Origin of the sequence: Klebsiella sp. JN_Kp126 (genome assembly GCF_033843325.1) — a bacterium.
Taxonomy (GTDB): domain Bacteria; phylum Pseudomonadota; class Gammaproteobacteria; order Enterobacterales; family Enterobacteriaceae; genus Klebsiella; species Klebsiella michiganensis.
In genome coordinates this window covers 1-13344 of the sequence record NZ_JAWXQV010000040.1, presented here as the reverse complement: position 1 = coordinate 13344, position 13344 = coordinate 1, and the positions used below count along the sequence as shown (strand labels likewise).

General features: G+C 57.8%; 14 protein-coding genes. 6 read left to right on the top strand and 8 right to left on the bottom strand.

Translation table 11 applies throughout. The features are described from left to right. Positions 1-79: 79 nt before the first annotated feature. Positions 80-487 (top strand): hypothetical protein, encoded by a 408-nt coding sequence (locus SIK97_RS01100; RefSeq protein WP_014228191.1) that lies wholly within the window; start codon positions 80-82, stop codon positions 485-487. Between the two features lie 65 nt (positions 488-552). Then, positions 553-864, top strand: coding sequence for an MGMT family protein (locus tag SIK97_RS01095; RefSeq protein ID WP_057173774.1), 312 nt, complete (start codon positions 553-555; stop codon positions 862-864). A gap of 39 nt (positions 865-903) precedes the next feature. Here SIK97_RS01095 and SIK97_RS01090 read toward each other — a convergent pair whose 3' ends face one another. Then, entirely contained in the window at positions 904-1413 is a 510-nt protein-coding gene (locus SIK97_RS01090; RefSeq protein WP_004848288.1) for a YbaY family lipoprotein, read from the bottom strand. Positions 1414-1633: 220 nt separating this feature from the next. Here SIK97_RS01090 and tesB point away from each other — a divergent pair, with 220 nt between their 5' ends. Beyond that, complete coding sequence (tesB, locus tag SIK97_RS01085; protein ID WP_004848287.1) at positions 1634-2497, top strand: acyl-CoA thioesterase II; 864 nt, start codon at positions 1634-1636, stop codon at positions 2495-2497. 56 nt (positions 2498-2553) lie between these two features. Here tesB and amtB read toward each other — a convergent pair whose 3' ends face one another. Genes amtB through SIK97_RS01055 form a run of 6 tightly spaced genes read right to left on the bottom strand, consistent with a single transcriptional unit; the run spans position 2554 to position 8500 of the window. After that, positions 2554-3840 (bottom strand): ammonium transporter AmtB, encoded by a 1287-nt coding sequence (gene amtB / locus SIK97_RS01080; protein ID WP_004848284.1) that lies wholly within the window; start codon positions 3838-3840, stop codon positions 2554-2556. Positions 3841-3873: 33 nt separating this feature from the next. After that, on the bottom strand, positions 3874-4212 hold the full coding sequence (gene glnK / locus SIK97_RS01075) for a P-II family nitrogen regulator (RefSeq protein WP_004099573.1): 339 nt from the start codon (positions 4210-4212) through the stop codon (positions 3874-3876). Between the two features lie 13 nt (positions 4213-4225). Continuing rightward, positions 4226-4456: a hypothetical protein gene (locus SIK97_RS01070; protein ID WP_004848281.1), complete on the bottom strand. Its 231-nt coding sequence runs from the start codon at positions 4454-4456 to the stop codon at positions 4226-4228. Then, the gene (locus tag SIK97_RS01065; RefSeq protein ID WP_025107159.1) at positions 4456-6234 is read right to left on the bottom strand and encodes a SmdB family multidrug efflux ABC transporter permease/ATP-binding protein; all 1779 of its coding nucleotides are present in this window, start codon (positions 6232-6234) and stop codon (positions 4456-4458) included. Before SIK97_RS01065 ends, SIK97_RS01070 begins: the two co-directional genes overlap by 1 nt. Further along, positions 6227-7999, bottom strand: a complete 1773-nt coding sequence (locus tag SIK97_RS01060) for a SmdA family multidrug ABC transporter permease/ATP-binding protein (protein WP_025107160.1) — start codon at positions 7997-7999, stop codon at positions 6227-6229. The genes SIK97_RS01065 and SIK97_RS01060 overlap by 8 nt, the downstream gene beginning before the upstream one ends. Positions 8000-8041: 42 nt before the next feature. After that, on the bottom strand, positions 8042-8500 hold the full coding sequence (locus SIK97_RS01055; protein ID WP_004135994.1) for an Lrp/AsnC family transcriptional regulator: 459 nt from the start codon (positions 8498-8500) through the stop codon (positions 8042-8044). 115 nt (positions 8501-8615) lie between these two features. Between SIK97_RS01055 and SIK97_RS01050 the strand changes: the two genes are divergently transcribed. Then, complete coding sequence (locus SIK97_RS01050) at positions 8616-9668, top strand: PLP-dependent cysteine synthase family protein (protein ID WP_057173773.1); 1053 nt, start codon at positions 8616-8618, stop codon at positions 9666-9668. Positions 9669-9714: 46 nt separating this feature from the next. Here the strand turns inward: SIK97_RS01050 and cof are convergent, their stop codons facing one another. After that, positions 9715-10533, bottom strand: coding sequence for an HMP-PP phosphatase (gene cof / locus SIK97_RS01045; RefSeq protein ID WP_025107162.1), 819 nt, complete (start codon positions 10531-10533; stop codon positions 9715-9717). Between the two features lie 126 nt (positions 10534-10659). Here cof and SIK97_RS01040 point away from each other — a divergent pair, with 126 nt between their 5' ends. Both SIK97_RS01040 and queC read left to right on the top strand, forming a co-directional pair. Further along, positions 10660-12360, top strand: coding sequence for an SgrR family transcriptional regulator (locus SIK97_RS01040; protein ID WP_057173772.1), 1701 nt, complete (start codon positions 10660-10662; stop codon positions 12358-12360). A gap of 66 nt (positions 12361-12426) precedes the next feature. Continuing rightward, positions 12427-13122, top strand: a complete 696-nt coding sequence (gene queC / locus SIK97_RS01035; protein WP_014228183.1) for a 7-cyano-7-deazaguanine synthase QueC — start codon at positions 12427-12429, stop codon at positions 13120-13122. Positions 13123-13344: the final 222 nt, after the last annotated feature.

The window sequence follows — 13344 nt, the reverse complement described above, 5'->3', positions numbered from 1 at the left end:
GCGGAAATCCTCGCCAGCGGCCATAATGAGGCTTATCTACCGTCTTTTTTAATCAACGCACTGTCTCAATGGTATAGGCATGAGCGAATCACCGCGTTTAATCACTACCCTGGCGATGCCGGCCATCGCCGAAGTGACCGTTTCCTTCCGCGGTTTAAACTTTCTGCGTCCGGAGGTCATCCTCGATTTTGTGACGATTAGCAATAATCAGCTGCTCGCCGTTACCCCGGTCGCGCTGCTCTACTCTACCGTCGGCGTCCTTCAGCACATTGAATTACGGAAACTCCCCATCGACGTCAGCGGTCGCGTGGTGTATCCGATATCAACGCTTAAGCTTCCGGCAATGCGCGCAAAGCTGGTGATTAACGCCCAGTCAAAACGCCTGAAGTTTCTTGAAACACTGCTGAGCAATACGGCGAATGAAAATGTTCATGGCATGCAGGTGCTGGGTCTGGCGCTGGAATTTACCGTCGTTAAATCGGCCTGACCCGCTATCTGTACAGCCCGTCATACAACGCTTATCCTGAGCCTTTTCCGGCAACAGGACGTACTATGGATTCTCACGATACTTTTCCACAGCGGGTCTGGCAGATAGTCGCCTCGATTCCAGAGGGATACGTTGCCACCTACGGCGACATTGCTCAGCTGGCGGGTTCACCGCGAGCGGCTCGCCAGGTGGGCGGAGTATTAAAGCGCCTGCCGGAAGGATCGACTCTCCCCTGGCATCGGGTCGTCAACCGCCACGGCGATATCTCCCTTACCGGACCAGATCTGCAGCGCCAACGCCAGGCGCTACTGGCGGAGGGCGTCCAGGTTTCAGGCAACGGACATATTGATCTGCAGCACTACCGCTGGATTTATTGAAGGCAAAAAAATGCCCCTGTAAAGGGGCATGGTGGGGAGTTACTGGGCAGCAGGAGCGCTGTTGTTCGCCACCGGCACCGCCGTTTGCTGAACCGGCACCAGCACCAGATCGGCCCGGTTACCGCCCTGGTTAATCACCGTCTGCACGGTATCAGTAATAAACATCAGCTGACCGTTAACGGTAATCGCCGCGCTGAGAAGAATGCGGGCATTAGGCTGAATTTGCGCCTGGTTATAGGGCAGGACAAAGTTAAACGGCGCCTGCTTCCCTTCGGTCCTTACCGCTTTTTGCGACAGCACGTGCGCTGGCGCATCGGCCAGAGACGCATCCGACAGGGTTACGGTCAATACCGCGTCCGGCGGTAACGCCACGCGCTGTCGAATATTGATGGTCCCGGATACGTTAGGCTGCTGCTGCGAGGAGCTTAGTGAGGCAATGCCATAAGGATCGGGCGCCGCCTGGTTCGCTGCATTGCTGTTGTGGTTGTTCGCACAGGCAGACAGCGTAGCCGCTACGGCTAAAGCACTTAACATATAGGCAAATTTCATTCTTTTCTCCTTTTCATCCCTTCTTTAACAGGAGTACATCCAGCCACAATCGGGGACAGGACATTAGTATCGTGAATAAGTGTGGCACAGATCTCAGATCTCTTCCTGGAAAAGAGCCCATATTCAGATTATTGAACCCATCGGACCACTTGCGATTCCAGGTTATACTTTGCCTCAATAACGCGCTGCGCCAGGCAGTCATCATTGATTGAGGATAACTATGAGTCAGGCACTAACCCATTTGCTGGCATTGTTAAATCTGGAAAAAATTGAAGAGGGATTGTTCCGCGGACAGAGCGAAGATCTGGGATTGCGACAGGTCTTTGGCGGCCAGGTAGTGGGTCAGGCGCTGTATGCGGCAAAAGAGACGGTGCCCTCAGAACGCCTGATTCACTCGTTTCACAGCTACTTCTTGCGTCCCGGCGATAGCCTGAAACCTATCATCTATGATGTTGAAGTCCTGCGCGATGGCAATAGCTTCAGCGCCCGCCGGGTGGCGGCGATTCAAAACGGGAAGCCCATTTTCTATATGACCGCCTCTTTCCAGGCGCCAGAACCCGGCTATGAACATCAGAAAACTATGCCAGCGGCACCCGCTCCGGACGCGCTTCCCTCCGAAACGGATATTGCCCGCAAGCTGGCCCACCTGCTGCCGCCGCAGGTCAAAGAGAAATTTCTCTGCGATAAACCGCTGGAGATTCGCCCGGTCGAATTCCATAACCCTCTGAAAGGACACGTTGCAGAACCAACGCGTCAGGTCTGGATCCGCGCCAACGGCGCAGTGCCGGAAGATCTCCGCACCCATCAGTCTCTGCTGGGCTACGCTTCGGATTTTAACTTCCTGCCCGTTGCCCTGCAGCCTCACGGCGTCGGTTTTCTGGAGCCGGGCATGCAGGTTGCCACCATCGATCACTCAATGTGGTTCCACCGCCCGTTCAACATCAACGACTGGCTGCTGTACAGCGTTGAGAGCACCTCCGCCTCCAGCGCGCGCGGTTTTGTCCGCGGCGAGTTCTACACTCAGGACGGTACGCTGGTGGCTTCCACGGTGCAGGAAGGCGTCATGCGTAATCGCAACGCATAAAAAAGCAGAGCCTCCCCGAGGGGAGGCTCTGCAGCTTCAGGAGATAACTCGTTTTATCAGGCGTTGTAGGCGTTTTCGCCGTGGCTGTTTACGTCCAGCCCTTCACGCTCTTGATCTTCCGGTACGCGCAGGCCAACGGTCATATCGGCAACCTTGTAACCGATAAAGGCGACGACGCCGGACCAGACGATGGTGATACCGATGCTTTCCAGCTGTACCAGAACCTGATGGCCCATGGTGACGCCTTCCGCGTAGCCCACACCGCCCAGAGAAGTCGCGGCGAAGATACCGGTCAGGATGCAACCTACGATACCGCAGACGCCGTGGACGCCAAACACATCGCACGGGTCATCAACGCGCAGCCAGCGTTTCAGAACGGTGACGCCCCACAGACCCGCAAGGCCCGCAGCGATACCCACAATCAGCGAGCCGCCGACGCCAATATAGCCACAGGCCGGAGTGATGCCGACCAGACCGGCAATCGCCCCTGAACAGGCGCCCAGCAGTGACGGCTTGCCGCGGGTTGCCCACTCGCCGAAGGTCCATGCCAGGATAGCCGCCGCCGTTGCAACCACGGTGTTAACGAACGCCAGACCGGCAATTTCGTTCGCCGCGCTTGCTGAACCGGCGTTAAAGCCAAACCAGCCAACGTAGAGGATGGCGGTACCGGTGAAAACCATCGGCAGGTTATGCGGTTTGAACGCTTCTTTACCAAAGCCGACGCGTTTGCCCATCATGTAGGCGCCCACCAGCCCCGCGACCGCGGCGTTGATGTGAACAACCGTACCGCCGGCGAAATCAAGCGCGCCGTGCGTAGCCAACAGACCGCCGCCCCATACCATGTGCGCAATCGGCACATAAGAGAGCGTCATCCATACCACAACGAATATCAGTACCGCCGAGAAGCGAATACGTTCCGCCAGCGCACCGACGATCAGGCCAACGGTAATACAGGCAAAGGAGCCCTGGAAAGCAACGTGGATGTACTGATAGAAGCTCCCCATCAGCGCTTTCAGTTCAATATTTTTCAGCAGTACCCAGTCGAAGTTGCCGAAGAAGCTGCCGCCAGCGCCGAAGGCCAGCGTGTAGCCATAAACCACCCACAGTACGCAGACCAGCGCAAACGTCACGATGACCTGCGTCAGCATGGAGAGAACGTTTTTACCGCGGATCAGCCCGCCGTAGAACAGCGCGATGCCCGGAATCGTCATAAACAGCACCAGCGCGGTGCAAATCATCATAAAAGCGTTGTCGGCTTTGTCCGCGACCGCCGGTGCGGCCATCGCCAGCCCCGGAAGAAGAGCCAACGCTCCCAGACCTGTTTTCATTGTTGCTATCTTCATTGTTTCGTTCCCCATCACTGTGTGGTCTGAAAGTTACAGTGCCGCTTCGTCTGATTCGCCGGTACGGATGCGAATCACACGCTGCAGCTCGGCGACAAAGATTTTGCCGTCGCCAATCTTTCCGGTGTAAGCCGCTTTACTGATGACATCGACGACTTCGTCCAGCTGATCGTCGGCAATCGCGACGTCAATCTTCACTTTCGGCAGAAAATTGACGCTATATTCCGCGCCGCGATAGAGCTCCGCGTGGCCTTTCTGACGGCCGAACCCTTTAACTTCAGTGACCGTCAGGCCCTGAATACCCATTGAAGATAATGCTTCACGCACGTCTTCCAGTTTGAATGGTTTGATTACCACGGTAACCAGCTTCATAAGTCCCCTCCAGTCAGAATTCGGTAATGGCCGCAGCTAACACGTCTCTAATAAAGCAAGGGCTATGCCAGAAATGAAAAAGGACCGCCAGGCGGCCCTTTTTGAGGAGGAAGGAGAATAATTCGGCGGAAACGAAGCGGCAAAATGCCTCTTTTGCCTGAAACTGCACCATTTCAGTGCGCAGCTTGTGACGATTTTGCACCACCTCAGGCCGCGGCGGCGCCGCTGCCTGTTTATGGTGCATCAGGCGATAAGCGACTCTTCCTGCGCGCTGGCCGCCAGCTCTTCGCCAGCCAGCTGCAGCTGATACATCTGCCAGTAGCGGCCTCTGGCCGCCAGCAGCTGCTGGTGACTTCCGCGCTCAACGGCCTGACCGCGGTGCAGTACCAGGATCGTATCGGCCTCGACGATGGTCGATAAGCGGTGCGCAATCACCACCAGCGTGGTGTGCTCGCGCACCCGAGCCAGAGCCTGCTGAATCGCCTGCTCGGTACCGGAATCGATATTGGCCGTCGCCTCATCAAGAATCAGCACCTGCGGCGTATCGACCAGCACCCGCGCCAGCGCCAGCAGCTGTTTCTGGCCAACGGAGAGATTATTCCCCTGCTCGCCCAGCAGCGTATAAATACCGTTTTCCATTTCACGGGCCAGCGCCGCCAGCTGTACCGCTTCCAGCGCTTCCCACACCTGCTCTTCGCTGATGTCGCGACCGAGGGTGACGTTGGCATAGAAGGTGTCAGCCAGCACCACCGGATCCTGCTGCACCATTGCAATCCCCTGACGCAGCGCGCTGTGGCTTAAGGAAGAAAGCGGACGACCGTCGATGCGAATCTCTCCCTGGGTTAACGGGTAGTAGCCCATCATCAGGCTGGCCAGGGTGCTTTTACCGCTCCCGGTATGACCAACCAGCGCCACAAAGCTGCGGGACGGGATATCGAGATTAATATCCTGCAACACCAGGCTATCGTCGCGGTAGGCAAAAGAGACATGATCGATACTCATCGCCCCGCTGCGCAGCGGCTCGCTATCTTCACCCCACGCCTGACGCGGTTTGTCCATGAGCTCGAAGACGCGCTCGCCCGCCACGACCGCCTGCTGCAGCATTGACTGCTGGGTGGTCAGCTCGATCAGCGGCTCGTTCAGTCGCCCAAGATAGCTAATAAAGGCGTATAGCACCCCGACTTCGATCGTTCCGCTGCTGCTGAAACCAAACAGCATCAGCAGGCCGCAGAGAATTAATGAAGAGAACAGGCTCAGCAGTGGGCGCAGCAGGAAGCCATCAAGACGCAGGGTTTGCATACGCGCCAGATAGTGGGCGTAGCTGGCCTCGCGCATCCGCTCGCCGAACCGCGCCTGCTGGCGGAACTGCTGGATGACGCCCATGCCGTTAATCACTTCATTAAAACCGTCGTTGATGTCCGCCAGCCAGGCGCGAACCCGCCTGACGATGGGCGTGCTGTAGCGCTGATAAATCATCATCACGATCAGCACCGCCGGGAAAATAGCGATAGCCACCAGCGCCATCCGCCAGTCAAGGCTGAACATCGCCACCAGCATCGCGCCAATCAAAGCGGCGCTTCGTAGCACGGTCGCCACCACGGTCACGTAGAGATCGCGAATCACTTCGGTATCGTTGGTAACCCGCGAGATGAGCTGCCCGACCGGCTGCGTATCAAACTCGCTGAGCGGCTGACGCAGCGCGGCGTCCATCACATCGCTGCGCAGCTGCTGCACCACGCCGACCGCCGCGCGATTAAACAGCAGCGCCTGGCAATAATGCAGGCCAGCGGCAAGAAGTTGCAGGCCGATATAGGCCACGGCGAGACCGCAGACCAGCTTCAACGGCAGCGAGTGCTTCGCCACCATATTGTCGATAAAGTAGCTGATCAGCAGCGGGCCGCTGACTTCCGCCACCGCCGCAACCCACATCATGGCAACCGCTATCATCAGCGGTTTACGCCACGGGGAGCCGTAGGCCAGCAGGCGCTTTAAGGTCGGCCAGAGTTCAGTGAAACTACGCACCGGCGACCTCCTTATCTTCCTGCGGGACATCATCCAGCGCCGCTTCCAGCTGCTGATAACGGTACATATCCCGATACCAGCCCGGCTGCGCCGCCAGCGCCTCATGGCGACCGCGCTGGGAAATATGCCCGTGCTGCATCACCAGAATTTCGCTGGCCTCGGTCAACGCCGACAGGCGATGGGCGCTAATGATCACCGTCCGCCCCTCTCCCCACTGCCGCAGGTTATGCAAAATCTGGTGCTCCGTTCTGCCGTCCACCGCCGACAGCGCATCATCAAGGATCAGGATCTCCGCCTCCAGCAGCAGCGCGCGGGCGATGGAAATACGCTGTTTTTGCCCACCGGAAAGCATCACGCCGCGCTCGCCGACTTCGGTGTTATACCCCTGCGGCAGGCGCAGGATATCCTCATGCACGCTGGCAAGCCGCGCAACGTGCTCGATTTGCTCCTGCGTGGCGTCCGGTTTACCGAGGGCAATGTTGCTGGCGACGGTATCGGAGAACAGGAACGGTGTCTGATTGACGACCGCCAGCCGGGCGCGCCAGCTATCCAGCTGTAGCCGGGTCAGGGGAACGTCGTGGAAGCGGATATCGCCTTCAGTCACGTCAAAGTGGCGCTGAATCAGCGCCAGAATGGTGCTCTTGCCGGAGCCGGTCGGCCCGCAAATCCCCAGCATCTGCCCGGGCTGGAGCGTAAAGTTGACCTTTTCCAGCGAGACCTTGTTCGCCTGCGGGTAGATAAACTCGCGCACGGCGACGCTAAGCGTACCGCGCCCTTCCGGCGTCGGCTCGCTGCCGTCGTTCACCACCGGCGCCTCCTCCAGCATGGTGCGAATGCGCGCATAGGCCGCGCTACCGCGCTCCACGATGTTAAACATCCACGCCAGCGCCAGCATTGGCCAGATCATCAGGCCGAGGTACATCACAAAGCTGGTGAGCTGACCCAGAGTCAGGCTGCCCTGGATCACCATCCAGCTGCCGCCGCCGATGGCCAGCAGGTTAGCGGTCCCGATAGCGATATAAATCGTCGGGTCAAAGCGGGCGTCGATACGCGCCACGCGCATGTTTTTCGCCCCGGTATCCGCGGCGTCGGCGGCAAACAGCGCCGACTGTCGGTCTTCGAGACCAAAGGCTTTGATCATGCGGATGCTGGTCAGGCTCTCCTGGGTGCGGTCGTTGAGGCTGGAGAAGGCCGCCTGCGCGACGCGAAAGCGTTCGTGTAATGCATCGCCGTTACGCTTAATCGCCAGCGCCATCAGCGGCATGGGCAGCAGCGCCAGCAGGGTTAACTGCCAGCTGATTTGCGTCGACATGACAATCAGCACCGCGCAGCCCATGACCAGCGAGTCAACCAGGGTTAATACCCCCTCGCCGGCGGCGAACACCACCCGATCCACATCGTTGGTGGCGCGAGCGATCAGATCGCCGGTACGGTGGCGCAGGTAAAAGGCCGGATGCTGGCGGCTGAGCTGGCGATAGAAATCCTCGCGCAGTTCGACGGCCAGCTGATAAGAGGCGCCGAAAAGCAATACGCGCCAGACGTAGCGCAGCAGATAGACCATCACCGCAATAACGACCAGCAGGCCGATCCACATCCACACCTTTTCCGCGGTGTAATGTTGTTTTGTTACGCCGTCAACCACGATACCCACCACCTTTGGCGGCACCAGTTGCAGAATGGCAATGACGATCAGCAGAGCAATAGCGCCGAGGTAACGACGCCACTCCCGGCGGAAATACCAGCTAAGTTGGGCAAATAATCGCAAGCAGTTAAATCCTGAGTGTGTAATTCGTAGCGGCTGATGCCGTTAATCAATCGGCAAGGCAGTGGTGTATTTTATCTGTTCCATGGCAAAACTCGAAGTCACATCCGAGAGCCCCGGCACGCTGTTTACCAGGCGTTTATAAAAATCATCGTAGTTCTTCATATCCGCCACCTGGACCCGCAGCAGGTAGTCATACTCCCCCGCCATACGCCAGAAACCGAGAACCTCCGCCATCTGCGTGACTTCGCTGACGAAGCGGCAATACCAGTCGCTACTGTGATGCTGAGTCTTAATCAGCACAAACGCCGTCAGCCCAAGCCCGACCTTTTCCGCATCCAGCAGCGCGACGCGCCCACGCAGAATACCTTCATCTTCCAGCCGCTTCAGGCGCTTCCAGCAGGGCGTGGTGGTCAGATTAACGGCATCGGCCAGCGCCTGCAAAGAGAGGGTGCAGTCGGTTTGCAGTAAAGAAAGCAGCTTACGGTCAATTTTATCTAACATAGGGCACCTTGGGAGAAAAATTTACTCCATTCATTGTAATTGAAAGGCTAAATGGCAACAATTTTTCCTTCGATTTCCGCTAAGCTGGGCACAAAATGACAAACAGGAATTTAAGATGAACAGCGCCTGGGTTAAACACGCGATTAGTGAAATTAATGCCGATTATCAGCGTTCCGCCGACACGCACCTTATTCGTCTGGCGCTTCCGGGGTTCCCGGGGATCGAGCTCTACCTGAAGGATGAAAGCACCCATCCAACCGGTAGCCTGAAGCACCGCCTGGCCCGCTCGCTGTTTCTCTATGGTCTGTGCAACGGCTGGATTAAAGAAGGGACAACGATTATCGAATCCTCTTCCGGTTCGACCGCCGTCTCTGAAGCCTACTTCGCCCGTCTCTTAGGCCTGCCGTTTATCGCCGTGATGCCTTCCTGTACGGCAAAACGTAAAATTGAACAAATTGAGTTCTACGGCGGCCGCTGCCACTTCGTCGATAGCGCCTGCGAAATCTATGCCGCCTCCGAAACCCTGGCCCGCGAGCTGAACGGCCATTATATGGATCAGTTTACCTATGCCGAACGGGCGACCGACTGGCGGGGAAACAATAATATCGCCGACAGTATCTTCCGTCAGATGAACCACGAGCCGCATCCGCAGCCGTCGTATATCGTGATGAGCGCGGGCACCGGAGGCACCTCTGCCACCATCGGACGCTACATTCGTAGTCAGGGCTACGATACGCAGCTGCTGGTGGTTGACCCACAAAACTCGGTGTTTATGGACTACTGGCAGAGCCGCGACGCCAGCCTGCGCAGCCCGGTCGGCAGTAAAATTGAGGGCATCGGCCGCCCGCGCGTCGAACCGTCGTTTATTCCCGACGTGGTCGATGAGATGCTGCGGGTACCGGATGCCGCCAGCGTCGCCACCGCGCTATGGCTGGAAACGCTGCTCGGACGTAAGGTCGGCGCCTCCACCGGCACCAACATGTGGGGCGTACTGCAGCTGGCCGTGCGGATGCGCGAAGAGGGGCGCACCGGCTCTCTCGTCACGCTGCTGTGCGACAGCGGTGAACGTTATCTGGAAACCTACTACAACCCGCAGTGGGTAGCGGCCAATATTGGCGATATCTCCTCATGGCAGGCACAAATCGCCGACATGCTGCAGGCAAAATAAAAGAAGCCAGATATCACAGGATATCTGGCTTGCTGGCAGGGTCTCTTTATTCGGGGGAATAAGGAAGATCGGGATTATCCAGCCAATGAGTCAAAAAGTGGGAGACGGCCTGATGACGGCAGTCGCCAATAACCGGTAGATGTGGGAGTTCCGCTTTCAGCTGATTCATCGCATTGCCCATAATCACGCCGCGCCCGACGCTGCCGAGCATTTCCAGGTCGTTCATGGCGTCACCGAACGCCATACAATCCTGCATCGTCAGCCCCAGATGCTGGCTTAATACCGCCAGCGCCGCGCCTTTGTTACAGCCGCCAGGCAACACTTCAAGGCAATCCATCGCCGAAAAACAGAGATCCGCTCGGCCGCCCAGCGCTTCACTCAGTTGAAGCCTTAGCCGCCGCAAATCGTCATGATCGCCGCAGAAGCAGATTTTAGTGACCTGATGCGCCGGTATTCGCTTTGGATCGTACAGCTGATAACGAAAACCGCTAAAGACGTGCGCTTTCAGTAATTCCGGGATCGCCTGCCCGGTGTACCAGCCGCCGTCGTTAAAGAAATGCATACTGGCCGTGGTTTCCCAGGCGCTGTGCAGCACCTCTTCCGCCACATCGGGAGCCAGATCGCGGCGATACAGCTCCTCACCTTCCAGAGAGTGAATGCGCGTCCCGTTGCCGGTGATTAAAAACGCATCCAGAGAGAACTCGCCGATAACGTGGCGCATTTCCAGAGCATGACGACCGGTGGCGAAAGTCAGGGTGATATCGCGATCGCGCAGACGTTTGAGCGTCGAAAGCGTTTTTTCTCCCAGACGATGGTCCGGCATCAGTAGCGTACCGTCCATATCGAATGCAGCCAGTCTTGCCATCTTCTGCTCCCCAAATCGTGGTGGATTTTGCTTGTGTTGCAGTATTGCCTGAGATATACGGAAGTAATAGTGAATAGATAAATTTTATTGTTCCGGGTTTACCAATCTACGCAGGATTACACAGCGATGAGGCTATTAAACCGTCTGCATCAGTACCAGCGACTCTGGCAGCCCTCCGCCGGAGAGCCGCAGCAGGTAACCGTCGGCGAGCTGGCCGAACGCTGCTTTTGCAGCGAACGCCACATTCGAACCCTGCTGCGCCAGGCGCAAGAGTCAGGCTGGCTAAGCTGGCAGGCCAGCTCCGGTCGCGGAAAGCGCGGGCTACTCCAGTTTTATAAAGCGCCGGAAGCGCTGCGCAATGAGATGATGGAGCAGGCGCTGAATAAAGGGCAGCAGCAAAATGCCCTCGAACTGGCCCAGCTGGCGCCGGTGGAGCTTAAAGCGCTGCTTTCCCCCTTTCTCGGCGGCCAATGGCAGAACAATACGCCGACCCTGCGTATTCCTTACTACCGTCCGCTGGAGCCGCTGCGCCCGGGTTTTATGCCGGGACGCGCGGAGCAGCACCTGGCCGGGGAGATATTTTCCGGTCTGACCCGATTTGATGCGCAGAGTACCTGTCCGATAGGCGATTTAGCCCATCACTGGGAGGTGTCGCCTGACGGCCTGCGCTGGCACTTTTATATTCGTTCTACCCTGTTCTGGCACAACGGCGATCCGATTAAAACCTCACAGCTGCAGCAGCGGCTCCTGATGCTGCTGCAGCTGCCCGCGCTGCGCACGCTGTTCGCCAGTATCAGCGAGATTAGCGTCACCCACTCCCAGTGTCTGACTATCACCCTGCATCGTGCCGATTACTGGCTGCCGTTCCGCCTTGCCAGCTACTGCAGCGTGCTGGCGCATCCTGACGATCCGGCGATCGGCAGCGGACCGTTTCGCCTGAAGCGATTTACTCCGGACCTGGTGCGGCTGGAAAACCATCAGCGCTATCATCTCACTCACCCGCTGCTGCAGGCCGTGGAATACTGGATCACGCCGCAGTTGTTCGAGCAGGATCTGGGAACCAGCTGTCGTCATCCGGTACAGATAACCATTGGCGATCCTGACGAGCTGACCAGGCTACGTCAGGTCAGCAACAGTATTAGCCTCGGCTTTTGCTATCTGACGCTGCGCCAGAGCCCTCGTCTTAACAAAGCGCAGGCGCAAAGGCTGGTCTCGCTGATTCATCGCTCCACCTTGTTAGAAACCCTGCCGCTGGATGAGGATCTGATCGCGCCCAGCAACGAAGTATTGCCGGGCTGGTCTATTCCGCAGTGGCCTGAAAATCATGATACCCCTCTGCCCGAACGGCTTACGCTGCTCTATCACCTCCCCGTAGAGCTACACGCTATGGCGGATCGGCTTCGTCAACGGCTGGCGGAGCTGGGCTGTGAGCTGACGATTATTTTCCATGATGCGAAAAACTGGGATGGCTGCCAGCAGTTTGCACAGGCGGACCTGATGATGGGCGACCGCCTGATTGGCGAAGCGCCGGTCTATGCGCTGGAGCAGTGGCTACGCTGCGACGTGCTGTGGCCTAATTTGCTGACCGGGGCGCAATATGCGCATCTCCAGGCGACGCTGGATGCCGTTCAGGCCTTACCGGACGAACGCAGCCGTAGCGAAGCGTTGCGCAACGTCTTTAACAGTCTGATGGACGATGCCATCATGACGCCGCTGTTCAATTATAATTATCGCATCAGCGCGCCGCCGGGGGTCAACGGACTACGGCTGAACGCGCGCGGCTGGTTTGATTTCGCCAGCGCCTGGCTACCGGCCTCTACGCCGTGACGGGGCTGGTGGTCACGTTCATCAGGCGCTACCATATGCGCCTCACTTCGATTGTCAGGAATTACCATGAAACGCGCCGTAGTTGTCTTCAGCGGAGGACAAGATTCGACGACCTGCCTGGTGCAGGCTCTGCAACAGTATGATGAAGTGCATTGCGTCACTTTTGATTATGGCCAACGTCATCGCGCGGAGATTGACGTTGCTCGCGAACTGGCGCTAAAGCTGGGGGCCGTGGCCCATAAAGTCCTTGATGTCACCCTGCTTAACGAACTGGCGGTCAGCAGCCTGACCCGCGATAGCATTCCGGTTCCGGATTATGAACCGGACGCCAGCGGCATTCCGAATACCTTCGTACCCGGGCGCAACATTCTGTTTTTAACCCTGACGGCCATTTACGCGTATCAGGTGAAGGCGGAAGCTATTATCACCGGCGTTTGCGAGACCGACTTTTCGGGCTACCCGGACTGCCGCGACGAGTTCGTGAAAGCGCTGCACCATGCCGTCAGCCTCGGTATGGCGAAAGATATTCGCTTTGAGACGCCGCTAATGTGGCTTAACAAAGCCGAAACGTGGGCCCTGGCCGATTACTGGGGCCAGCTCGACCTGGTGCGCCATGAAACCCTCACCTGCTATAACGGCATTAAAGGCGACGGCTGCGGGCAGTGCGCCGCCTGTAACCTCCGCGCCAACGGGCTGAGCCAGTATCTGGGCGATAAGGTTGGGGTGATGACGGTGATGAAGCAGAAAACCGGGCTCCAGTAACCGGTTACTTCCCGGCGGCGCGGCGGGATCGCAGGCGGCTCACGATGCATAGCCCGGTCAGATACGCAGAAGCGCCTTCGGGAAGTTCTGCCACTTTCTGTGCGCTTGCTCCCGGGGGCGGCGCGATGCGCCTGCCCGCGCTACCGGATCGCAGACAGCTAAGGAAACGTAGATACTGTGAACGCCTGCAACCATTTTTAGTTGCCGATACTTTCTCCGGCT

Excerpts from the sequence above, each read along its gene's own strand:
- SIK97_RS01050 (WP_057173773.1), top strand. The coding sequence starts at position 8,616 with ATGAACAGCGCCTGGGTTAAACACGCGATTAGTGAAATTAATGCCGAT.
- SIK97_RS01040 (WP_057173772.1), top strand. The coding sequence starts at position 10,660 with ATGAGGCTATTAAACCGTCTGCATCAGTACCAGCGACTCTGGCAGCCC.
- queC (WP_014228183.1), top strand. The coding sequence starts at position 12,427 with ATGAAACGCGCCGTAGTTGTCTTCAGCGGAGGACAAGATTCGACGACC.
- SIK97_RS01100 (WP_014228191.1), top strand. The coding sequence starts at position 80 with ATGAGCGAATCACCGCGTTTAATCACTACCCTGGCGATGCCGGCCATC.
- SIK97_RS01090 (WP_004848288.1), bottom strand. The coding sequence starts at position 1,413 with ATGAAATTTGCCTATATGTTAAGTGCTTTAGCCGTAGCGGCTACGCTG.
- SIK97_RS01095 (WP_057173774.1), top strand. The coding sequence starts at position 553 with ATGGATTCTCACGATACTTTTCCACAGCGGGTCTGGCAGATAGTCGCC.
- amtB (WP_004848284.1), bottom strand. The coding sequence starts at position 3,840 with ATGAAGATAGCAACAATGAAAACAGGTCTGGGAGCGTTGGCTCTTCTT.
- cof (WP_025107162.1), bottom strand. The coding sequence starts at position 10,533 with ATGGCAAGACTGGCTGCATTCGATATGGACGGTACGCTACTGATGCCG.
- SIK97_RS01070 (WP_004848281.1), bottom strand. The coding sequence starts at position 4,456 with ATGCACCATAAACAGGCAGCGGCGCCGCCGCGGCCTGAGGTGGTGCAA.
- SIK97_RS01055 (WP_004135994.1), bottom strand. The coding sequence starts at position 8,500 with ATGTTAGATAAAATTGACCGTAAGCTGCTTTCTTTACTGCAAACCGAC.
- tesB (WP_004848287.1), top strand. The coding sequence starts at position 1,634 with ATGAGTCAGGCACTAACCCATTTGCTGGCATTGTTAAATCTGGAAAAA.
- glnK (WP_004099573.1), bottom strand. The coding sequence starts at position 4,212 with ATGAAGCTGGTTACCGTGGTAATCAAACCATTCAAACTGGAAGACGTG.